We start from the raw sequence: 21489 nt of genomic DNA on the forward strand, positions 1-21489 counted from the left end.
GTGCCTCCGGCCGTGTGTGCCTCGCGTACATCCTCCCCGTCCGTCCGCACGGCGAGGTGTCCTCGGCTCGGGGTCAGGAGGTGACCTCGGCGGGGAGGTCGGCGGCCGCGGGCTCGGCCCGCTGGGCGGCCTTGAGGGTGAGGACCATGGTCATGCCCCCGCCCGGGGTGTCCTCGGCGGAGAGCGTGCCGCCCATGGCCTCCACGAAGCCGCGGGCGACCGCGAGGCCGAGACCCACACCGGCGCCCCGGGGAGCGTCACCGTACCGCTGGAACGGCTCGAATATCCGCTCCTTCTCGTCGTCGGGGACGCCGGGCCCCCGGTCGGCCACCCGGACCTCCACCCGTTCGCCGAGCGCGCTCGCGGCCACCGTGACGGGTGTGGCGTCCGGGCTGTACTTGACGGCGTTCTCCACGATGTTGGCGACGGCCCGCTCCAGCAGCCCCCGGTCCACGGCCACCATGGGCAGCGTCTCCGGAATGTCCAGCTCCACGCTGTCGTCGGGCACGCCCACCAGCGCCATCGGCACCACCTCGTCGAGATCGGTCACCCGGATCAGCGGGGTGACCGTGCCGGTCTGGAGCCGGGACATGTCCAGCAGATTGCCGACGAGGTGGTCCAGCCGGTCGGCGCCGTCCTCGATGCCCGCGAGCAACTCCGCCTCGTCGTCGTCCGACCACGCGACGTCGTCCGACCTGAGCGAGGTGACCGCCGCCTTGATCGCGGCCAGCGGGGTGCGCAGATCGTGGCTGACGGCGGCGAGCAGGGCCGTACGGATCCGGTTGCCCTCCGCCATCCTGCGGGCCTCCTCCGCCTCCCCGACCAGCCGCTGCCGGTCCAGGACGACGGCGGCCTGCGCGGCGAACGCCGCCAGGACGCGGCGGTCCTCGGCGGGCAGCACCCGGCCGGAGAGCGCGAGCGCCATGTCGTCGCCGACGGGCATGTCCACATCGGCGTCCTCGGGGCGTACGGCCGAGCGGGGACCCACACTGCCCGCGGTGGTCCACGGATCGACGTCGCTCTTGCGCTCCAGCAGCGCCACCGACTCCATGCCGAAGGTCTCCCGGACCCGCTCCAGCAGGGCGTCCAGCGTGGTCTCCCCGCGCAGCACGCTCCCCGCGAGGAACGACAGGATCTCCGACTCCGCCCGCAGCCGGGCCGCCTGATGGGTGCGGCGGGCGGCCTGGTCGACCACGGAGGCCACCGCAACCGCCACCGCGAAGAAGATCACTATGGCGACGATGTTCTTCGGGTCGTACACCGTCAGCGTGTGCACCGGCGGGGTGAAGTAGTAGTTCAGCAGCAGCGAGCCCACCGCCGCCGACGCGAGCGCCGGCAGCAGCCCGCCGAGCAGCGCGGCCATCACCGTCGCGAACAGGAACAGCAGGACGTCATTGGCGAGCCCCAGTGAGTCGTCGAGCGCGGAGAGCAGCAGCGACAGCAGTACGGGCGCGGCGACCCCGACGAGCCAGCCCGCGATGATCCGCGACCGGCCCAGGCGGGCGCCCCGCGCCACCGGCAGTCCCCGGCCCTTGCCGGCCTCGTCGTGCGTGACGATATGGACATCGAGGTCGGGCCCCGAGTCCCGGGCGACGGTCGCGCCCACACCCGGCCCGAAGATGTACTGCCATGCCTTGCGGCGGCTGGAGCCCAGCACGATCTGGGTGCCGTTGACCCCGCGGGCGAACTCCAGCAGCGAGGCCGGGATGTCGTCGCCTATCACATGGTGGAACGTGCCCCCCAGATCCTCGACGAGGGTCCGCTGGACCGCCAGCTCCTTGGGCGACGCGGAGGTCAGCCCGTCGCTGCGGGCTATGTAGACGGCGAGGATCTCACTGCCCGAGCCCTTCGCGGCCATCCGCGCGGCCCGGCGGATCAGGGTGCGCCCCTCGGGGCCGCCCGTCAGCCCCACGACGATCCGCTCACGGGCCTGCCAGGTGGAGCGGATGTTGTGCTCGCCCCGGTACTGCTGGAGATACTCGTCGACCCGGTCCGCGACCCACAGCAGCGCCAGCTCCCGCAGCGCCGTCAGGTTGCCCGGACGGAAGTAGTTGGAGAGCGCGGCGTCGACCTTGTCCGGCTTGTAGATGTTCCCGTGGGCCATCCGGCGGCGCAGCGCCTGCGGCGACATGTCGACCAGCTCCAGCTGGTCCGCCCGCCGTACGACCTCGTCCGGAACCGTCTCCCGCTGCCGTACGCCCGTGATCGACTCCACGACGTCGCCCAGCGACTCGAAGTGCTGGATGTTCACCGTCGATATGACATCGATTCCCGCGGCGAGCAGTTCCTCGACGTCCTGCCACCGCTTGGCGTTGCGGGAGCCCGGGACGTTCGTGTGGGCCAGCTCGTCCACCAGGGCGACGGTCGGCCGCCGCTCCAGTACGGCGTCCACGTCCATCTCCGTGAAGACCCCGCCCCGGTACTCCAGCTCCCGGCGCTGGATCTGCTCCAGCCCGTGCAGCATGACCTCGGTGCGGGGCCGGTCGTGATGCTCCACGAAGCCCACGACGCAGTCGGTGCCACGCTCCACCCGGCGGTGCGCCTCGGACAGCATGGCGTACGTCTTGCCGACACCCGGTGCCGCGCCGAGGTAGATCCGTAGCTTGCCGCGTCCCATGGCCTCATTGTCTTTCAGAAACAGCTGTTCACGCTGGGACGACGATACGGTGCGGCATTCGGGCATTCAGGGCATGGAGGGTCAGCCCGTCCCGTATTTGACGGGATTCTGATGTCTCGGGCTTCTGTCCCCCCGTGCCCGCACCGGCCCGCCCCCGCGCTTCAAGGGCCGACCGGGGCCGGTTCCTCCGGTCTCCCCGTTCCCCGCCGGTCCCGGGGGCCACCGCCGGCCGGTCCGGTGTCCGGGAAGGGAGCCCCCCTCACTCCCGTACGATCTCGCCGTCCGCGAGCTCCAGAACCCGGTCCGCCAGCCCCAGCAGCTGCGCGTCGTGCGTCGCCACCAGCGCCGTGAGCCCCTCCGCCCGGACCACCGCCCGCAGCAGTTCCATCACCGCCAGTCCCGTCTCCGCGTCCAGCTGCCCCGTGGGCTCGTCCGCGATCAGCAGGGACGGGCGGTTGGCGAGCGCGCGGGCGATCGCCACACGCTGCTGCTGGCCGCCGGACAGCTCACCGGGACGCTGCGCCGCGTGGTCCGCGAGACCGACGAGGGAGAGCAGCAGCCCGACCCGCTCCTCCCGCTCCCGGGGATCCGCCTTCCGCAGCCGCATCGGCACCCCCACGTTCTCCGCCGCCGACAGGATCGGGATCAGCCCGAAGGACTGGAAGACGAACCCGATCCGGTCCCGGCGCAGCTCCAGCAGCCCGCTCTCGCCGAGCCCGGCGAGATCGGTGCCGTCGACGCTGACCCGTCCCTCGTCAGCCGTGTCCAGCCCGCCCACCAGATTCAGCAGCGTGGTCTTGCCCGACCCGGACCGGCCCTTCAGCGCGACCAGCTCACCGCGCGGCACCTCGAAGGAGACGCCCCGCAGCGCGTGCACGGCCGCCGCCCCGGAGCCGTACGAGCGGTGCAGATTCTCCACCCGCACCATCGGCCCGGACCCCGGGACATCCACCACCGCCGTGCCGCTGCCCGCTCCGGTGCTCCGCGTCATGAGGCCCCCCTCGTACAGAAGTGCGTCGGCATGCCCCGGCACAGTACGGGCAAACAGCGGTGGGCCGCACTCCCCGGCGAGAGGGAGTGCGGCCCACCGGGCCACGGCCGGGGCAGCGGCCCGGGTCAGCGCACCTCGGTGATCTCGGGGCCGCGCTGGAGCTGCCCCATGCCACCGGAGAAGCGGGAGTTCTCCTGCTCCTCCTGCTGGACACCCTCGGGCACCATCTGCGCGTCCTCCGGAAGCTTGAGGACGATCGGGTCGCGGGGCGCCATCGGGCCGTCGCCGCGCACGACGACGGTGTCCCGGAAGATCTGCTCCAGCAGACCCGCCGCCTCGGGCTGCACCGCGCCCTGCCCGGAGATCACTCCGCGCAGGAACCAGCGCGGCCCGTCCACGCCGATGAAGCGCACCAGCTGCACCCCGCCGGTGCCGTCGGGCAGCTGCACCGGGACCTGGGCGCGCAGCTCCCAGCCCAGCGGACCCTCGACCTCGTCGATGACGCCGCCCTGCTGGGTGATGCCGGAGGCGATCTCCTCGCGGACCTCGCCCCAGATGCCTTCCTTCTTGGGCGCGGCGAACCCCTGGAGCTGTACGGCGCTGTCGCGCAGCACGACCGTCGCGGCGACGATCGCGTCACCCGCGACCTCGACCCGCAGCTCCATGCCCTCGACCCCGGGCACGAAGAGACCGCCGAGGTCGACCCGGCCCTCGGACGGCGTGGACACTTCGGAGACGTCCCAGGGGCCGTCGGGCCGCGGCGCCGGAGGGAGGTTCACCCGGCGGGCGGGGCCTTCCTCCTCGGTCTCGTCGACGACCTGCTCGGCCTCGCCCGCTGCGTCCGCGTCCTGAGCGGAACCACTTTTCTTGCGACGTCCGAACACGTCACTGTCCTTCCCGATCGGATACGACGGAAGCGTATCGATTCCCACCCGTTGAACCATGCGCCGAGCCGCCCACCGCGGCATGACCGCCGGTGGACCCGAAGCCCCCCTCGGCCCGCGCCGAGCCGGGAAGCTCCGCCACCTCGTGGAAGCGCACCTTCTCGACCTGCTGGACGACCAGTTGGGCAACGCGGTCGAAACGCTCGAACCGCACGCTCTCGCGCGGGTCGAGATTGACCACGATCACCTTGATTTCCCCACGGTACCCGGCGTCAATCGTCCCGGGGGCATTCACAAAGGCTACTCCGCAGCGGGCCGCCAGTCCCGAGCGCGGATGCACGAAGGCGGCGTATCCGTCGGGGATCGCGATGGAGATCCCGGTGGGCAGAACGGCCCGCTCGCCGGGCGCCAGTTCCGCCGCCCGGCAGGTCACCAGATCGGCTCCGGCGTCACCGGGGTGCGCGTACGCCGGAAGCGGCACCTCGGGGTCCACACGGCGGATCAGTACGTCGACGGGGCCGGGGGCGGTGGACATCAGGGATTCACCTCGAAGGCGCGGGCGCGCCGGATCTGGTCGGGATCGGCCATGGCGGCCCGGATCTCCTCCGGACGGCCGTTGTCGATGAAGTGATCGACCTTGACCTCGATGAACAGGGCGTTCGCGCGGACGGCGACGGGGCCGTCGGGGCCGCCGATACGGCCCACGGCGGAGGAGTAGATCTTCCGACCGGCGACGGCGGTGATCCGGGCCTGCAGGAACAGCACGGTGCCCACCGGCACGGGCCGCACGAAGTCGGTCTCCAGCCGGCCGGTGACGGCGATCGTGCGCAGCAGCCAGTTCAGCGCGCCGAGCGTCTCGTCCAGGGCCGTGGCCAGCACCCCGCCGTGCGCGAGACCGGGAGCGCCCTGGTGGGCGGGCTTCACCGTGAACTCGGCCGTGATGCTCACGCCCTCGCCGGCGCGCGCCTGGAGGTGCAGACCGTGCGGCTGCTCCCCGCCGCAGCCGAAGCAGTGCTCGTAGTGCGCGCCGAGCAGCTCACCGGGCGCGGGGGCATCGGGGTGCCTGACGGGCGGTACGGCGTCGGCCGGAGGGGGCAGGGCCGAGGCCCGGGGCTGGTGATCCCTCGACGCCCCTTGCGCGTCGGGGGCGGGGCCGGGGTTCGCCCCCCGGGAATTCGCAGTACTCACAGGCGCAGACCTTACCCGCGCGGGTCCCCCTCGACGGCACCGTGCCAAGCTTGACCGTATGCAGCCCTCCGCACCCGCCTCCGAGCCGCGCTACGAAGAACGCCTGACCGCTCCGTTGCTGTGGTGGGCCATCGCCGTCCTCCTCGGGCTCTCCGGCGGTCTGCTCACGCTGCCGCTGGGCCTCCTGCCGATGCTGGCGTCGGTGATCGTCGTGACCGCGATCGCGGGTGCCGGGGTCAGTTCCTACGGTTCCGCGCGCATCCGGGTGGTGGCGGGCTCCCTGGTCGCGGGCGACGCCCGGATTCCGCTGTCGGCGCTCGGTGAGCCCGAGGCGCTGGACGCCGAGCAGGCGCGCGCCTGGCGTTCGTACAAGGCCGATCCGCGGGCTTTCATGCTGCTGCGCAGCTATGTCCCCACGGCGGTCAGGATCGCGGTCACGGATCCGGCCGACCCCACGCCGTACGTCTATGTGTCGACGCGGAACCCGAAGGCCCTCGTCGCCGCGCTGGGGACCTGACGGGGCCGGGGAGCCCCGGAAGGTCAGCGCTCCAGCCCGCGCGGCGGGCGGGCCGGTTCCAGCGGGTGCTCGGGCTGCTCCAGCGGCGGGAGCGCGGGCAGCGCGTCCCACGGGACCTGCCGGGTGCGCAGATCCTTGCGGATGCGCCCCGCGAGCGCCCGGGTGTCCCGGCGGTTGATGACGGCCCCGATGGCCGCCCCGACCATGAACGGCAGCAGATTCGGCAGATTCCGGATCATGCGCTTCATGATCTGCTGGCGCAGCTCACGCTTGAGCCCGCCGCTCAGCGCGGCGTTCTTGTACGTCGACGGCCTGGTCACGTCGATGCTGCGCTCTTCCGACCAGGTGGCCAGATAGACGGAGCTGCGCTCCTTGAGGGTGCCCGGGGGCCGCTGGCCGTAGACCTCGTACAGCTCGGCGATGAGCTTCAGCTCGATCGCCGCGACTCCCGTGATCTCCGTGGCCAGCTCGGTGGGCATCGCCGGCGGTACGGGCAGCATCGCGGCGGCGCCGATGCCGGCGCCCACCGTGGCGGTGGCGTTGGCCGCGCCCGCGACCAGCTTGTCGGCAAGCTGCTCGGGGCCCAGGCCGGGGAACTGCCGGCGGAGAGTCGCGAGATCGCGCACCGGGATGCGGGGCGCGGTCTCGATGATCCGGTCGGCGAGGTAGCCGATGGCCGCCCTGGCGTTCTCCCCGCTCTTGCGGACGCCCTGGCGGACCACTGCCAGACGACGGGCCGCGGCCCCGGTCCGGTCCTCCCCCTCGCGGGGGAGCCCTTCGAGCGAGGCCGAGGGGCCCCGCCCGTCGTCTCCCGCGCCATGGGGCAGGAGGGCGGACGGGTGCTCGCCGGAGGGCCTGGCGCCGTCCGACGGTCCCGTACCGCCCTGATGCGTCTCCGACGGCTTCAGACGCCGGAAACGCCGCTTCCTGGACGGTGTCTCGCCTGCCACGGCCGACCGGACCCTACTCGCAGTCGCGGCAGATCGGCTGGCCGTTCTTCTCGCCGGCCAGCTGGCTGCGGTGATGCACGAGGAAGCAGCTCATGCAGGTGAACTCGTCGGCCTGCTTGGGCAGCACCCGGACGGCCAACTCCTCGTTGGAGAGGTCGGCTCCGGGCAGCTCCATGCCCTCGGCTGCCTCGAACTCGTCGACGTCGACGGTCGAGGTGGACTTGTCGTTCCGGCGGGCCTTCAGTTCCTCAAGGCTGTCCGAATCGACGTCGTCATCGGTCTTGCGTGGGGTGTCGTAGTCCGTTGCCATGTCGCTCTCCCCCTCTGGGTGTGGTTGCGGTGTCTCCAGCGCACGTAACGCGTGAGAGGCCGGACTTGTGCCCGACCTGAGGCGGAGATTTTGCCTCACATCAAGGTCTGTTACTCAATCGACACCCAACCGGATCCTCCAAGAGTGATCGGGTTGGATGGCGATGGGGACCGTACACGATCCGAATGCCGCAGCTCACGGGCGCCACCCCGTGTACTTCCCGTGATCCCGACCCCTGAAAACCCGGACTTTTCCCGGCTTTCCGGAAAGGGGCGCGATCACGGAGAGTTGATGGTCCGAAAATCGTCTCTGTGATCGATCACACACGTTCAACCCGGGAACAGGTCCCGAAAATTCCGCGTAAAGCGAACGACGTGTGTGGTGCCGAATACCTCCTCAGACCGGGAGGGTGACGCGCATCACGAGCCCTCCGCCCTCGCGGGGCTCCGCGATGATACGTCCCCCGTGGGCCCGCGCCACCGACCGGGCGATGGACAGCCCCAGACCGACGCCCTTGTCGCTGCCCGTCCGCTCCTGGCGCAGCCGCCGGAAGGGCTCGAAAAGGTTGTCGATCTCGTACGCGGGGACCACCGGGCCCGTGTTCGACACCACCAGGACCGCCTGTCCCGGCTCGGTCTCCGTCCGCACCTCCACCCAGCCGTCCTCGGGAACGTTGTACCGGACCGCGTTCTGCACCAGGTTCAGCGCGATCCGCTCCAGCAGCACGCCATTGCCCTGGACCACGGCCGGAGCGCGCTCCCCGCGGATCGTCACGCCCTTGGCGTCGGCCTCCGCGCGGGTCTGGTCCACCGCCCGGGTCGCCACCTCCGCCAGATCCACCGGTTTGCGCTCCACGATCTGGTTGTCGCTGCGCGCCAGCAGCAGCAGACCCTCCACCAGCTGCTCACTGCGCTCGTTGGTCGACAGCAGCGTCTTCCCGAGCTGCTGGAGCTCCACCGGAGCGCCCGGATCGGAGAGATGGACCTCCAGCAGTGTGCGGTTGATCGCGAGCGGCGTCCGCAGCTCGTGCGAGGCGTTCGCGACGAACCGCTGCTGGGCGCTGAAGGCCCGCTCCAGCCGGTCCAGCATCTCGTCGAAGGTGTCGGACAGCTCCTTGAGCTCGTCGTCCGGGCCGTCCAGCTCGATCCGCCGGGACAGATCGGAACCGGCCACCTGGCGGGCGGTCCTCGTGATCCGGCCCAGAGGGGACAGCACCCGGCCCGCCATCGCGTATCCGAACGCGAACGCGATGATGCTCAGACCGAGCAGCGCGAACAGGGACCGGCGCAGCAGATCGTCCAGGGCGACCTCGCGCTGGTGCGCGAAGCACTGGGCGACCGCCCTGTTGAACTGCTCACCGGTGCCCTGGCTCGGCAGGTCGCACCAGCTGGTGGTCGGGTTGACCTGGCCTGAAACGATCTTGAACGGCAGATCGTTGCCCGAGTGCAGCGCCTGCGCGGTGAGCAGATAGATGATCGACAGCAGCAGGATCCCCGCGATCAGGAACATCCCGCCGTACAAGAGCGTGAGCCGTATCCGGATCGTCGGGCGCAGCAGCGGGCGGACCGGGTCCCGGGGGTCCCAGGTCGGTTTCGGAGGCGCCGCCGGGGGCGCGGGGGAGGAGGCCACGGATCAGATCCGGTAGCCGGAGCCGGGCACGGTGACGATCACGGCGGGCTCGCCGAGCTTGCGGCGCAGGGTCATCACCGTGACCCGTACGACATTGGTGAACGGGTCGGTGTTCTCGTCCCACGCCTTCTCCAGCAGCTGCTCGGCCGAGACGACCGCGCCCTCGCTGCGCATCAGCACCTCCAGCACCGCGAACTCCTTCGGCGCGAGCTGGATCTCCCGGCCGTCGCGGAAGACCTCGCGGCGGTTGGGGTCGAGCTTGATCCCGGCGCGCTCCAGGACGGGCGGCAGCGGCACGGTCGTACGCCGGCCGAGCGCCCGCACCCGGGCGGTCAGCTCGGTGAACGCGAAGGGCTTGGGCAGATAGTCGTCGGCACCCAGCTCCAGGCCCTCCACCCGGTCCGACACGTCCCCCGACGCCGTCAGCATCAGCACCCTGGTGGGCATCCCCAGCTCGACGACCTTCCGGCACACGTCGTCACCGTGGACGAGCGGCAGGTCACGGTCGAGGACGACCACGTCGTAGTCGTTGACGCCGATGCGTTCCAGGGCGGCCGCGCCGTCGTACACCACGTCGACGGCCATGGCCTCCCGGCGCAGTCCGGTGGCCACCGCATCGGCGAGCAGCTGCTCGTCCTCGACGACGAGTACACGCACGTCGCGATTCCTTCCTCCGAAGCCCGTCATCCATGATCAGGGCAGGTTTTGCGCACTCCTGTGCGCCTCCATCCTGCCCGTTGCGCGGGTAAACCGGCTGTAAGGCGATCCGGCCTCCCCGGACCCCGGAGCGGGGGTGCGTCCGGGCGTCGGGGAATCAACAGGATTCCCGGACGACTTGAGGTTTCTCTGAGGGAAGCCCTGGGGAGGACGAGAAGACACCTTGGGATCACGCCCTGTACGTGGCACACCCCGTATGCGCCACACGGCCGACTGCCCGGCCCGACCGGCAGGAGTGATTCCCCCCCGTCCCCTGCTGCGGCAGCGGGATCCCCACGGCACACCCCCGTGCCACCGACCCACGACGAGGGGGCGTACATGGACGCATTCACCGCAGGACTGCTTCAGCGCATCAAGGCCGCGGAGACCGACCTCACCATGGCCCGCGAGACGGGCGACGACTTCCTGGCGGACGTCGAGCAGGCCGAACTGGACGATCTGCGCCGCCTGGCCGCCGAACACGGCGTGGAGGTCGGCGCCGTCCAGGGCTGACCGCCCGCGGACGCCGACCAGGCCCCGAGACGGAAGACCGGAAACTTTTCCCCAGGACCCCCGTGCCGTCCCCCGCGGCACGGGGGTCCTTCCCGCGCCGCCTCCGGGTGCGGTGCCTTCCGTGCCGTGCTGTCCCGGGTGCCGCCTCGGGCGTCCCGCCGTCCCGTGCCCTCGCGGGCCGGGGCGACCGTGGGGCCCGCGTCCCGCACCCGGCGGGGGCCGCTTCCCCGCGTTCCGGACGCCCGCCGTCCGCGTGTGACGGTGTTCCCGGGCCGCGGACGGGCCCGGGAACACCCCCGGGGCCGCCCCTGCCCGCCGGTGACGGGCTCGTGACGGCTCAGTCGTGCCAGGCGCCGTACTCGTCGAGAAGCGCCTGCAGAGGGCCGAAGACCCCCGGGCTCGCCGCCACCGTGAGGTCGTACGAGGGGCGCTGCCCCGGCCGTCCGCCCGTGACCGCACCGGCCTCCCGGGCGATCAGATCGCCGGCCGCGAGGTCCCAGGGGTTCAGTCCCCGCTCGTAGTAGCCGTCCAGCCGGCCCGCGGCGACGTCGCAGAGGTCGACGGCCGCCGAACCGCTGCGGCGGATGTCCCGCAGCCGGGGGATCAGCCGCTGGGCGACATCCGCCTGGTGGCCGCGTACGGCCGTCACGTAGTTGAAGCCGGTGGCGACCAGGGCCTGGTCCAGCGGGGGCGCGGGACGGCATCCGAGGGGCTTGTCCCCGGCGTACGCGCCGCCGCCGAGCACCGCCCGGCACGTCTCGCCGCGCATCGGGACCGCGACCACCCCCACGACCGTCTCGCCGTCGCGCTCGGCGGCGATGGAGACGGCCCACGTCGGCAGGCCGTACAGATAGTTGACCGTGCCGTCGAGCGGGTCGATGACCCAGCGGACCCCGCTGGTGCCCGCCGTGGCCGCGCCCTCCTCGCCGAGGAAGCCGTCGTGCGGACGGCGTCCGGCCAGGAAGCCGGTGATCAGTTTCTCCGCCGCGATGTCCATCTCGGTCACCACGTCGATGGGGCTGGACTTGGTCGCGGCCACCCCGAGATCGTCCGGGCGGCCGTCACGCAGCAGTGCGCCCGCCCGTTCGGCGGCCTCCAGGGCCAGGGCGAGCAGTTCGGACAGGAGCGGGTCGTTCGTGGCTGTCACGGCGATTCCTCACACGGTCGGATCCCGGCGTACGGACGGGGGCGCGGCAGGGACTCCCGTACGGCACCGGGGGCGTACGGCTCCGTCGTCCGTACACCCGGGGCGTACGACTCTGTCATTCGCGCACCGTCCGGGGCGCACGGCCGGTCACGCACGGTCACCCGCGGGCGGCCGGCGCCCAGGTCATGTCACACACGGTCGTCACGGTCGTCACGCGAACGGGCTGTCCGCGCTCGCCGCCGCGGGCCTCGGGACCCGCCCCGGACAGCAGCCCACCGGGCAGACGTCGTGCGAGGGGCCCAGCGCACCGAGCGCACACCGCGGGGCCGTGGCTCCGCGCTCCGTGGCCGCGCGCTCCAGGAGCAGCTCGCGCACGGCCGCCGCGAACCGCGGATCCGCGCCGACCGTGGCGGACCGCCGCACCGGCAGCCCCAGCTCGGCGGCCTTCGCCGTGGCCTCCGTGTCCAGGTCGTACAGGACCTCCATGTGGTCCGAGACGAACCCGATGGGGATCATCACGGCCGCGGGCGCACCGGAGCCGTGCAGCTCCTCCAGGTGGTCGCAGATGTCCGGCTCCAGCCACGGGATGTGCGGGGCGCCGCTGCGCGACTGGTAGACGAGCCGCCAGGGGTGCTCGACCCCCGTCTCCTCGGTCACGGCCCCGGCGATCTGCCGGGCCACGTCCAGATGCTGCCGCAGATACGCCCCGCCGTCCCCGTGCTCCTCCGCCGGGCCCGACGCGTCGGCCGCCGAGACGGGGATGGAGTGCGTGGTGAAGGCGAGATGGGCGCCGGAGCGGACCTCCTCGGGGAGGTCCGCCAGCGCCTTCAGCACGCCGTCGACCATGGGGCGGACGAAACCGGGGTGGTTGAAGTAGCGCCGCAGCACGTCCACCCGCGGCGGGCGGAGCCCCTCGGCCGCCAGCGCGCCGAGCGCGTCCGCGAGATTCTCCCGGTACTGGCGGCAGCCCGAGTACGAGGCGTACGCGCTGGTCACGAGGACCGCGATCCTGCGGTGCCCCTCCTTGGCCATGTCGCGCAGGGTGTCGGTCAGATACGGTGCCCAGTTCCGGTTGCCCCAGTGGACCGGGAGGTCCAGGCCGTGCTCCGCGAAGTCCTGGCGCAGCGCGTCCAGGAGCGCCCGGTTCTGGTCGTTGATGGGGCTGACCCCGCCGAACAGGTAGTAGTGCTGTCCCACCTCCCGGAGCCGCTCCTTCGGGATACCCCGGCCGGCCGTCACGTTCTCCAGGAACGGGACCACGTCGTCCGGACCCTCGGGGCCGCCGAAGGACAGCAGCAACAGGGCGTCGTAGGGGGCTGGATCGCGCACATCGGACATGACACCGATCCTGCCACCCGCCGTGCGCGGGGGAGCACACCGCCCGCCCCCGCCCGCCCGGAATCGCGCCGCCCGACCGGCCGGGCCCCGCTTCCGGCGGCTCGGCACCGCTCCCGACCCGGACTGTCCCGCCCGGGCCGCGGACAGGGCCCGTGTACGGGGCACCGAAGGGGACGTAATCTGTCAACGCCATCCATACGCCTTACCGGAGTCCCTGTTGCCCAGTCCCTACCGCGCCATCTTCGCCACCCCCGGCAGCAAGGCGTTCTCCGCCGCTGGATTCTTCGGCCGCATGCCCCTGTCCATGATGGGCATCGGCGTCGTCACGATGATCTCCCAGCTCACCGGCCGCTACGGCCTGGCCGGCCTGCTCTCCGCGACGATCGCCCTGTCGGCCGCCGTGATGGGCCCCCAGATCTCGCGGCTGGTCGACCGGCACGGGCAGGCCAGGGTGCTGCGGCCCGCCACCCTCGCGTCGGTCGCCGCCGCCAGCGGTCTGGTGGTCTGCGCCCAGACCGGAGCCCCGGACTGGACCCTGTTCGCCTTCTCCGCCGGGGTCGGCTGCGTGCCGAGCGTCGGGTCGATGATCCGCGCCCGCTGGGCCGCGATCTACCGGGGATCGGCGCGTGAGCTGCACACCGCGTACGCCTGGGAGTCGACCGTCGACGAGGCGTGCTTCATCTTCGGCCCGATCATCTCCATCGGGCTGTCCACCGCCTGGTTCCCGGCCGCGGGCCCGGTGCTGGCCGCGGTGTTCCTCCTCATCGGCGTCTTCTGGCTGACGGCCCAGCGCTCCACCGAGCCCGTTCCGCTTCCGCGCGAGCACCACTCCGGCGCCTCCGCGCTGCGCTCCCCGGGACTCCAGGTCCTGGTGATGACCTTCGTGGCGACGGGCGCGATCTTCGGCGCGGTCGACGTCGTCACCGTGGCCTTCGCGGACGAGGAGGGCCGCAAGGCGGCCGCCAGCCTGGTCCTCGCGGTCTACGCCCTCGGATCCTGTCTCGCCGGGCTCGTCTTCGGCCTGCTCCACCTCAAGGGAGCGGCCGGACGGCGGTGGCTGGTGGGCGTATGTGCGATGGCCGTGAGTATGATCCCCCTCCAACTGGCCGGGAATCTCACGGTTCTGGCCGTCGCGCTCTTCGTCGCGGGGCTGTCCATCGCGCCCACGATGGTGACCACGATGGCCCTCGTCGAGACGCATGTGCCGCGCTCGCAGCTGACCGAGGGCATGACCTGGACCAGTACCGGGCTCGCGGTCGGGGTGGCGCTCGGCTCCGCGGCGGCGGGGTGGGTGGTCGACGCGGCCGGTGCCCGGGCGGGGTACGCGGTGCCGACGGTCGCCGGAGCGGTCGCGGTCGTGGTGGCGTTGCTGGGGTACCGCCGGCTGAACAGGCCGGTGCCGACACGGGAGGGGCGGCGGATCGATGAGCAGGAGCGGCACGACAAGCGCGGCGCGGACCTGGCGTAACTGGGCGGGGAACATCACCGCCCGTCCGGCCCGCGAGGTCTCGCCGGCCTCGCCCGAGGAGGTCGTGGACGCCGTACGGCGGGCGGCCGAGGACGGCCTCACGGTGAAGACGGTGGGGACCGGTCACTCCTTCACGGCGATAGCCGCCACCGGCGGTGTGCTGATCCGTCCCGATCTGCTCACCGGTATCCGGGCGATCGACCGCACGGCGATGACCGTGACCGTGGAGTCCGGCACGCCCCTGAAGCGGCTGAACCAGGTCCTCGCGCGCGAGGGCCTGTCGCTCACCAACATGGGCGACATCATGGTGCAGACGGTCGCGGGAGCCGTCAGCACCGGCACCCACGGCACCGGACGCGAGTCGGGCTCGATCGCCGCCCAGATCACCGCGCTGGAGCTGGTCACGGCCGACGGCTCGCTGCTGACGTGCTCGGCCTCGGAGAATCCGGACGTCTTCGCCGCCGCCCGGATCGGGCTCGGCGCGCTCGGGGTGATCACCGCCGTCACCCTCGCCGTGGAACCCGTCTTCCTGCTGACCGCCGACGAGGGGCCGATGACCTTCGACAAGGTCACCTCGGAGTTCGACGCGCTGCACGCCGAGAACGAGCACTTCGAGTTCTTCTGGTTCCCCCACACCGACAACTGCAGCACCAAGCGCAACAACCGCAGCGCCGGCCCCGCCGATCCGCCCGGCAGACTCGGCGCCTGGATCGACGACGAACTGCTCTCCAACGGCCTCTTCCAGGTGGCCAACTCGGTGGGCCGGGCCCTGCCCCCGGCGATACCGGCCATCGCCCGGCTCGCCGGCCGTGCCTTCTCCACCCGCAGGTACACGGACATTCCGTACAAGGTCTTCACCTCCACGCGCCGGGTGCGCTTCGTGGAGATGGAGTACGCGCTGCCGCGTGAGGCGTGCGTCGCCGCCCTGCGCGAGGTCAGGGCGATGATCGAGCGCTCACCGCTCAGGGTCAGCTTCCCCGTGGAGGTACGGACCACACCCGCCGACGACATCCCGCTGTCCACGGCCTCGGGGCGGGAGAGCGCCTATATCGCCGTGCACCTGTACAAAGGCACACCCCAGCGGGCGTACTTCACCGCCGTGGAGCGGATCATGATCGCGCACGGCGGACGGCCGCACTGGGGCAAGCTGCACTCCCGGGACGCGGAGTACCTCTCCGGCGTCTATCCGCGGTTCGGCGAGTTCACCCGGCTGCGCGACCGGCTGGACCCGGACCGGCGCTTCGGGAACGACTACCTCCGCCGGGTCCTCGGCGACTGACGGGGATCACCGGTCCGCGGTGCCGCCGGGGTCCGTGCCCCTGTCCTGGCCGGTGCCGTCACCGGTGCCGCCCGTCGCGGGGGCGGATGGCGTTACGGGAGGCGCGGACGGTCCGTCCGTACCTTCCGGGGCGGGCGGGGTCGACCCGGTGTCCGGTTCGGCGGGGCGGGAGGGGCTGGGCGCCGGGTCCGAGGGCCGCCCGTCCTGGTCCCGCCCGGGGGCGGGCGAGCGGTCGCCGCCCTGACCGGGAGTCCCGGTCCGCTCCGGCTCCCGCTGCCGGTCGGGCGACTGCGAGGGGGCGTCGGCCGGCTTGTCGTCGCCGCCCCGGACGACCGAGCCGACGGTGGTGCCCTTGCCTCCGTCGAGCCCGGAGCCCGAGAGCAGTTCGAATCCGGTGATACCGGCCATGGCCACCCCGAAGACGACACCGGCGGCGATGAGCGGGCGCTTCCATCTGCGGACACGGGTGCCGTGGGTGGTGGCCTCGCCGAAGACGCCGGTTGTTCCCGGCGACGGGAACACCCGGGTGGGGGTGTCCACGGGGGACGCGATCGGTGCGGCCGCGGCCCGGCGGCCCCTCGGCCGCGCCGGGACCGTGGCCTCGCGCAGCTGCTCGCCCGTACGGCTGAAGAGATGCTGGAACACCGAGCCGCCGCAGGTGGCGACCACGCTGACGACACCGGCTCCGATGATCGTGCCGTAGACGCCGAGCCGGGAGGCGAGCACCGCCGCCGCGACCGCCGCGAGGGCGCTGCCGGCGACTTGCGGGACGCTCAGATCGATACGGCGCTCCCGCTGTTCCGGTCGCTCGCCCCGGTCCCGGTCATCCAGGTCTGCTCCGGTATCCGGCCTCTGATGCATCTTCAGTCCCTGCTTGCCCTTCATCCCTGCTTGCACCCATGAGGGACAAATGAGCGAACTGAATAGTTCCCTTTGGGAAGATTCTGTGAATCAGAACACCCGTAACCCCTGCCCCGGCGGCGAACTGCTGTGCGTGCGGAGAAGTTGGGTGGCGCGGCAGTCCACCCCGATGGCCCGAATGGAGTACTGTGGCGAGCCCTGGGCCTGGGCTCCCTCGCGGGTGTCCGGGCCTTGGGATGGGGGCCCGAAGCGGCGCTCGATCCGGCGGCGCCGTGATACCGCACGGGTATCTGCACGCAGAGTGACCGGGTGGTCACGCTGGGTGGCTAACAGGTAACCGTGCCATAACGGCGATCAAGGGCCTGTGCCCGACACGCCGGGCAACTCGGCAAGGTTGTGGCAGGCTGCACCCGGGCAGGCCACACTCGACTAGCGGAAGCAGCGACGCACAGGTGACGTCGGCAGGCACCACCCGGGAGGTCCCCATGCCCGAACTGCGTGTCGTGGCCGTCTCCAACGACGGCACACGATTGGTGCTCAAGGCTGCGGACAGCACGGAGTACACCCTTCCGATTGATGAACGGCTGCGTGCGGCCGTACGCAACGACCGCGCCCGCCTCGGCCAGATCGAGATCGAGGTGGAGAGCCACCTCAGGCCCCGGGACATCCAGGCCCGCATACGTGCGGGGGCATCCGCCGAAGAGGTCGCCCAGCTCGCCGGAATCCCGGTCGAGCGGGTGCGCCGCTTCGAGGGGCCGGTGCTCGCGGAGCGTGCGTTCATGGCGGAGCGCGCCCGGAAGACCCCTGTACGACGTCCCGGTGAGAACACCGGACCGCAGCTGGGTGAGGCGGTGCACGAGCGGCTGACGCTGCGCGGCGCCGAGAAGGACACCGCGCAGTGGGACTCCTGGCGCCGGGACGACGGCACCTGGGAAGTCCTGCTGGTCTACCGGGTCGCCGGTGAACCGCACGCGGCGAGCTGGACCTACGATCCGCCGCGCAGGCTGGTCAAGGCCGTCGACGACGAGGCGCGCGCGCTCATCGGCGAGACGGACGACACGATCGAGGCGCAGGAGCCGAGTGTTCCCTTTGTGCCGAGGATCGCGCGTCTGCCCAGGGACCGGCCGCTGGACCGCGCTCTCGACCGGCCGTCGGACCGTCCGGCGCCCGGCGGTGGCGCGAGTGCCCCCTCGGGCGGCGCTGACGATCCCGGTCCCGGCGGGGAGCGCGACTCCCTGACGAGTCTCCTGGAGGCCGTTCCGAGCTTCCGCGGCGACATGGTGGTACCGGAGCGACCGGCTCCGCCCGAGCCGGTGCCGGAACCGGTCCAGGAGCCCGAGGCGGAGGAACCGGTCGCCCCAGCGGCCTCCGCGGGTGCGGGCTCGGCGTACGCGGATGTCCTGATGCCGAGGTCGGTGGCGGGCCACCGCGACCGCCTCACCGGTACGACGGACCGCCAGGCGGAGGCGGACGGCGTCCGTCCGGGCCGTCGGGCGGCGGTCCCGAGCTGGGACGAGATCGTCTTCGGGACCCGGCGCAAGAAGCAGGACTGAACGCAGGACCGAACGGAGGGCTCCCCGCCCCGGAGGCGGGGAGTCCGCTCCGTCCCGGGCGGGATCGGCCCGTTGTGTCGCTTTCGGGCGCCCGCGTCGCGCCCCGGCACCCGCCCTACCCGCGGGCGGGGGCGGTTCTACCCGCGGGCGGAGGCGGTCTGCTCACCGTCCCATGCGCCCGAACGGTCACCCGGGGCGGGATTCCGCTTCGTGCGGGCACCTCGCCGGAGACGAGAATCCGGAACCGGTTTCCCGTACGTCTGCCCGTGCCCGTCTACGCCGGTCCGGCCGCGAGCCGCTCCACCCGGTCGTGCAGCCACTCCACATGGTGCTCCGACTCCGGCTTCATCAGCACACTGCGCAGGACGCGTCCGCCGTCCGCGTCCGCCGCGACCTTCGGGTGGCGGGCGGCGAAGGCCTCCGCCGAGGCGCGGAGGGTGGAGAGGAAGACCGGGTCGTCCTGCGACATGCCCTGCCGCAGCATCCGTTCCGACGCCGCGTCGACCGTGGAGAGCGCGGCCGGCTCCACGCGGGGGAAGAAGGAGACGATGTCGAGCTCGGGGGGCTGGTAGACCTCCAGCACCTCCGAGGCGTCGATCAGCTCCGCCCAGCGCAGCGCCGCCCGGCGGCCCGCGGCGAGGACCTGGCCGAGGCCGTCCCGGGTGGGCGGCAGCAACTGGAACGTGAGCCAGAGAGCGGCGGCCGACGCACCGGCGCGGGAGCACTCCAGGCTGATCTCGCCGAGGTGGAGTTCCGTCGACGTGAAGTACGTGTAGGGGGAGTCGTGGAGATAGAAGCGGCCCACCTCCGGGTCGGCGAAGACCACCGCACCGCAGCCGTACGGCTGGAGCCCGTGCTTGTGGGGATCGACCACCACCGAGTCGCACTGTGCGACGGCCCGCCAGGGCGCGTCCGGCAGCCCGGCCGGGCCGTCCGCGCCGGCCAGCAGGGTGAAGAACCCGCCGTAGGCCGCGTCCACATGGATCCGTACGCCGTACTTCTCCCGCAGGGGCAGCGCCCGGTGTACGGGGTCGATCGCGCCGAGGCCCGTGGTGCCGGCGGTGAGGACGACGGTACCCACCCGGCCCGTGCGCAGCAGCTCCTCCAGGGCGTCGAGATCCATCCGGCCCCGGTCGTCCACCGGCACGGCATGGCCCTCGACGCCGAGAACCGAGCACATCCGGCCATGGGTGTAGTGGGCCTCGGTGCTGTACGCGACGCCCTGGCCGGGGTGCAGTTCACGGGCGACGAAGAGGGCTTCGAGATTGGCGACGGTGCCGCTGGTGGTGAGATGCCCCAGATGGGTGGTGAAGCCGAACATGGCCGCCAGCTGCCGGACGACCTCCTTCTCCATCTCCGCCGTCGCCGGACCGCCGTCCAGGGCGTGGTTGTTGGGGTTGATCAGCATCGCCGTGGTGTAACCGACCACGGCGGCCGGATGCGGGGGTTTGAGCATCTGGCCCGCGTAACGGGGGTGGAAGAACGGATAGTTGTCCTTGAGCCGCTCGGTGAACTCGCCGAAGACCTCCGCGAATCTCGTGTCGTCCACGGCGAGCGACGGATGCGTTCCGTACGGGCCGAAGTCCGCCGCCCACCGCTGCTGGGAGCGGGCGGCTTCGCGGAGCCAGTGCTGAAGGTCCATGATCGTCCGATCTTCCCTCGAAGGTGTGGTTTGGGGAGAGGGTCAGAGCATGCGGGCGTACTCGTGGAACTCCCAGTCGGTGACCGCGCGTTCGAAGCGTGAGAGCTCCTCGCGCTTCAGGGCGGCGAAGACCTCGGTGAACCGGGAGCCGAGCGCGTCGGCGAGTGCTTTGTCCTGGTCGAGGGCGGTGAGGGCGTCACGGAAGGTGGCGGGGAGCACCGTGCTGTGGGGATCCATGGAAGGGGGAGGGATGAGATCGCGTTCGATTCCGTCCAGACCGGCCGCCAGGAGGGCGGCGACGACGAGATACGGATTGGCGGCGCCGTCGGCGACGCGGACCTCGATCCGGGTCCCGGAGCCCCGCTCCGGAGGTATACGGACGTAGGCGGTCCGGTTGTCGTGGCCCCAGTCGGCCGTGGTGGGTGCGAGGGAGTCCGCCGAGGCCAGCCGCTTGTAGGCGTTGACGGTGGGGTTGAGGACGGCGGTGAGCGCGGGCGCGTGTTCCAGGACGCCCGCCAGGAAGGACCGCCCGATGCCGCTGAATCCGTCGTCGGCGTCGGGGGCCGCGAAGAGATTCCCGCCGTCCGCGTCCACCAGCGACAGATGGACGTGCTGTCCGCTGCCCGCCTTGCCGGTGAACGGCTTGCCCATGAAGGTGGCCCGCAGTCCGTGCCCCACCGCGATCTCCTTCACGGCGTGCTTGAAGAGGAAGGCCCGGTCGGCGGCGTCCAGGGCGGGACCGTGGGTGTGGTTGATCTCGAACTGCCCGCCGCTGAACTCCTGGTTCCCGGTCAGCACTCCGAGCCCGAGCGCATGGCACTCCCGGATCAGCAGGGGCAGCAGCAGACCGGGGTCGTGGGCCGCGCCGACGGTGTAGCCGGCGGTGTCGTGGTCGGAGTAGCCGCGCCAGCCCAGGGGTGCGGCCGGCTCCGGAGCCAGTAGATAGAACTCCAGCTCGGGCGCGGCGACGGGGTGCAGGCCCCGGCGGGTCAGCCGCTCGACCTGGCGGCGCAGCAGACCGCGCGGGTCCAGCTCCAGCGGTGCGTGCGCGTCGGTGGAGTCGAGGAGGTCGGCCAGGACGTACGCGGTTCCGGGTGCGTAGCCGGGGACGGCGAGGGTGCCCGGGTCGATCCGGGCGCGGGCGTCGGGCCAGCCGCCGCCCGAACTCTCGGACACCTCCAGGGGGTTGCCCGCGAGGCCGGTGACCAGGACGGCCTGGCAGAAGGAGAGCCCCGGCCCGGCGAACCGGGTCAGCTCGCCGATGTGGACGTCCTTGCCGCGGGCCACTCCGTGCAGATCGCTCCACAGCACACGGACGAGGTCGACGCCCCGGGCGGTGAGCTGGTCGGCGAGGGCGGCGAGCCCGTCCGGGGCGCGGTTGCCCGGAGCGGGGGCGCCCTGGGCCCGGCCGTTCGCGCGGTGATCCGGGGCGGGGGAGCCCGGGCGGCCCGGGCCACCCGGGGTGTGCCCGTCGGGGGCGGGGTCGCCAGGGCAGCCGGGGCCGTCCGGGGCGCGGTCTCCTGGCGCGCGGTCCCCCGGGGTGGCCGGTTTGTCCGGGGTGGGTTCGCCCGGGGTCGGGGTAGCGGGTTGCTCCGGGGCGCGGTCGCTCGGGGCGGGGGTGGCGGGTTGCTCCGGGATGGGTTCGCCCGGGGCGGGGCGGTCGTGGTCGGTCGTCGTGTTCCCGGACGGGGCGGGGGTCCCGGGGAGATCGGGGGCCGCAGAGGTGGGAGTGCCCGGGGCAGGGGGGCCGCCCGGGCCGGAGGGCGGTGCGGGGAAGTGGCGGTCGGACACGGCGTGCTCCATTCCGGCTCGTCCGGGCGGCCCATGGTCCGTCCAGCGGCCGGTCCGGGTCGGTTCGGCGGGGCTGTCCGGCTGTCCGGATGTTGCTGACAGTGCTTCAGAGGTC

The 21489-nt window shown here is 72.3% G+C and carries 19 protein-coding genes; 5 read left to right on the forward strand and 14 right to left on the reverse strand.

All coding sequences use genetic code 11. The annotated features are described in order from the left end of the window. Window positions 1–73: 73 nt before the first annotated feature. From ACFYT4_RS17280 to ACFYT4_RS17300, 5 genes are all read right to left on the reverse strand, one after another. Window positions 74–2617: a DUF4118 domain-containing protein gene (locus ACFYT4_RS17280; protein ID WP_389269208.1), complete on the reverse strand. Its 2544-nt coding sequence runs from the start codon at window positions 2615–2617 to the stop codon at window positions 74–76. Window positions 2618–2876: 259 nt separating this feature from the next. Next, window positions 2877–3608 carry an ABC transporter ATP-binding protein gene (locus ACFYT4_RS17285; protein ID WP_389269210.1) on the reverse strand — a complete coding sequence of 244 codons (732 nt, stop codon included), beginning with the start codon at window positions 3606–3608 and terminating at the stop codon, window positions 2877–2879. A gap of 125 nt (window positions 3609–3733) precedes the next feature. Further along, window positions 3734–4492 carry a DUF3710 domain-containing protein gene (locus ACFYT4_RS17290; protein WP_389269212.1) on the reverse strand — a complete coding sequence of 253 codons (759 nt, stop codon included), beginning with the start codon at window positions 4490–4492 and terminating at the stop codon, window positions 3734–3736. Between the two features lies 1 nt (window position 4493). Continuing rightward, on the reverse strand, window positions 4494–5027 hold the full coding sequence (gene dut, locus ACFYT4_RS17295; RefSeq protein WP_389269214.1) for a dUTP diphosphatase: 534 nt from the start codon (window positions 5025–5027) through the stop codon (window positions 4494–4496). Then, a complete protein-coding gene (locus ACFYT4_RS17300) occupies window positions 5027–5590 on the reverse strand; it encodes a PaaI family thioesterase (protein ID WP_389269290.1) in 564 nt (187 codons plus the stop codon). The genes dut and ACFYT4_RS17300 overlap by 1 nt, the downstream gene beginning before the upstream one ends. 148 nt (window positions 5591–5738) lie before the next feature. Here ACFYT4_RS17300 and ACFYT4_RS17305 point away from each other — a divergent pair, with 148 nt between their 5' ends. Next, the gene (locus ACFYT4_RS17305; RefSeq protein WP_389269216.1) at window positions 5739–6197 is read left to right on the forward strand and encodes a DUF3093 domain-containing protein; all 459 of its coding nucleotides are present in this window, start codon (window positions 5739–5741) and stop codon (window positions 6195–6197) included. 23 nt (window positions 6198–6220) lie between these two features. Here the strand turns inward: ACFYT4_RS17305 and ACFYT4_RS17310 are convergent, their stop codons facing one another. The 4 genes from ACFYT4_RS17310 to ACFYT4_RS17325 all read right to left on the reverse strand — a co-directional run bounded on the left by ACFYT4_RS17310 (window position 6221) and on the right by ACFYT4_RS17325 (window position 9743). Further along, entirely contained in the window at window positions 6221–7147 is a 927-nt protein-coding gene (locus tag ACFYT4_RS17310) for a hypothetical protein (RefSeq protein WP_389269218.1), read from the reverse strand. A 13-nt stretch (window positions 7148–7160) separates the two neighbouring features. Continuing rightward, window positions 7161–7457: a DUF4193 domain-containing protein gene (locus ACFYT4_RS17315; protein WP_389269220.1), complete on the reverse strand. Its 297-nt coding sequence runs from the start codon at window positions 7455–7457 to the stop codon at window positions 7161–7163. Window positions 7458–7853: 396 nt separating this feature from the next. Next, a complete protein-coding gene (locus ACFYT4_RS17320) occupies window positions 7854–9086 on the reverse strand; it encodes a sensor histidine kinase (RefSeq protein WP_389269222.1) in 1233 nt (410 codons plus the stop codon). Between the two features lie 3 nt (window positions 9087–9089). Beyond that, window positions 9090–9743 carry a response regulator transcription factor gene (locus ACFYT4_RS17325; RefSeq protein ID WP_389269224.1) on the reverse strand — a complete coding sequence of 218 codons (654 nt, stop codon included), beginning with the start codon at window positions 9741–9743 and terminating at the stop codon, window positions 9090–9092. Window positions 9744–10121: 378 nt separating this feature from the next. Between ACFYT4_RS17325 and ACFYT4_RS17330 the strand changes: the two genes are divergently transcribed. Beyond that, window positions 10122–10295, forward strand: coding sequence for a hypothetical protein (locus ACFYT4_RS17330; protein ID WP_389269226.1), 174 nt, complete (start codon window positions 10122–10124; stop codon window positions 10293–10295). A gap of 337 nt (window positions 10296–10632) precedes the next feature. Here ACFYT4_RS17330 and ACFYT4_RS17335 read toward each other — a convergent pair whose 3' ends face one another. Both ACFYT4_RS17335 and ACFYT4_RS17340 read right to left on the reverse strand, forming a co-directional pair. Further along, window positions 10633–11442: an inositol monophosphatase family protein gene (locus tag ACFYT4_RS17335; RefSeq protein WP_389269228.1), complete on the reverse strand. Its 810-nt coding sequence runs from the start codon at window positions 11440–11442 to the stop codon at window positions 10633–10635. Between the two features lie 210 nt (window positions 11443–11652). Beyond that, window positions 11653–12780 (reverse strand): ferrochelatase, encoded by a 1128-nt coding sequence (locus tag ACFYT4_RS17340; RefSeq protein ID WP_389269230.1) that lies wholly within the window; start codon window positions 12778–12780, stop codon window positions 11653–11655. Between the two features lie 217 nt (window positions 12781–12997). Here ACFYT4_RS17340 and ACFYT4_RS17345 point away from each other — a divergent pair, with 217 nt between their 5' ends. Next, entirely contained in the window at window positions 12998–14248 is a 1251-nt protein-coding gene (locus tag ACFYT4_RS17345; protein ID WP_389269232.1) for an MFS transporter, read from the forward strand. After that, the gene (locus ACFYT4_RS17350) at window positions 14205–15527 is read left to right on the forward strand and encodes a D-arabinono-1,4-lactone oxidase (RefSeq protein ID WP_389269234.1); all 1323 of its coding nucleotides are present in this window, start codon (window positions 14205–14207) and stop codon (window positions 15525–15527) included. Before ACFYT4_RS17345 ends, ACFYT4_RS17350 begins: the two co-directional genes overlap by 44 nt. Before the next feature lie 6 nt (window positions 15528–15533). Here the strand turns inward: ACFYT4_RS17350 and ACFYT4_RS17355 are convergent, their stop codons facing one another. After that, window positions 15534–16388 (reverse strand): hypothetical protein, encoded by an 855-nt coding sequence (locus ACFYT4_RS17355; protein WP_389269236.1) that lies wholly within the window; start codon window positions 16386–16388, stop codon window positions 15534–15536. A 485-nt stretch (window positions 16389–16873) separates the two neighbouring features. Here ACFYT4_RS17355 and sepH point away from each other — a divergent pair, with 485 nt between their 5' ends. Then, the gene (gene sepH, locus ACFYT4_RS17360) at window positions 16874–17941 is read left to right on the forward strand and encodes a septation protein SepH (protein ID WP_389269238.1); all 1068 of its coding nucleotides are present in this window, start codon (window positions 16874–16876) and stop codon (window positions 17939–17941) included. Between the two features lie 274 nt (window positions 17942–18215). Here sepH and ACFYT4_RS17365 read toward each other — a convergent pair whose 3' ends face one another. Next, window positions 18216–19583, reverse strand: a complete 1368-nt coding sequence (locus ACFYT4_RS17365) for a pyridoxal phosphate-dependent decarboxylase family protein (RefSeq protein ID WP_389269240.1) — start codon at window positions 19581–19583, stop codon at window positions 18216–18218. Window positions 19584–19625: 42 nt separating this feature from the next. Beyond that, entirely contained in the window at window positions 19626–21374 is a 1749-nt protein-coding gene (locus ACFYT4_RS17370) for a glutamine synthetase (protein ID WP_389269242.1), read from the reverse strand. Between the last annotated feature and the right edge of the window lie 115 nt (window positions 21375–21489).

The organism is Streptomyces sp. NPDC004609 (assembly GCF_042873655.1).
In the GTDB taxonomy this organism is placed as follows: Bacteria; Actinomycetota; Actinomycetes; order Streptomycetales; family Streptomycetaceae; genus Streptomyces.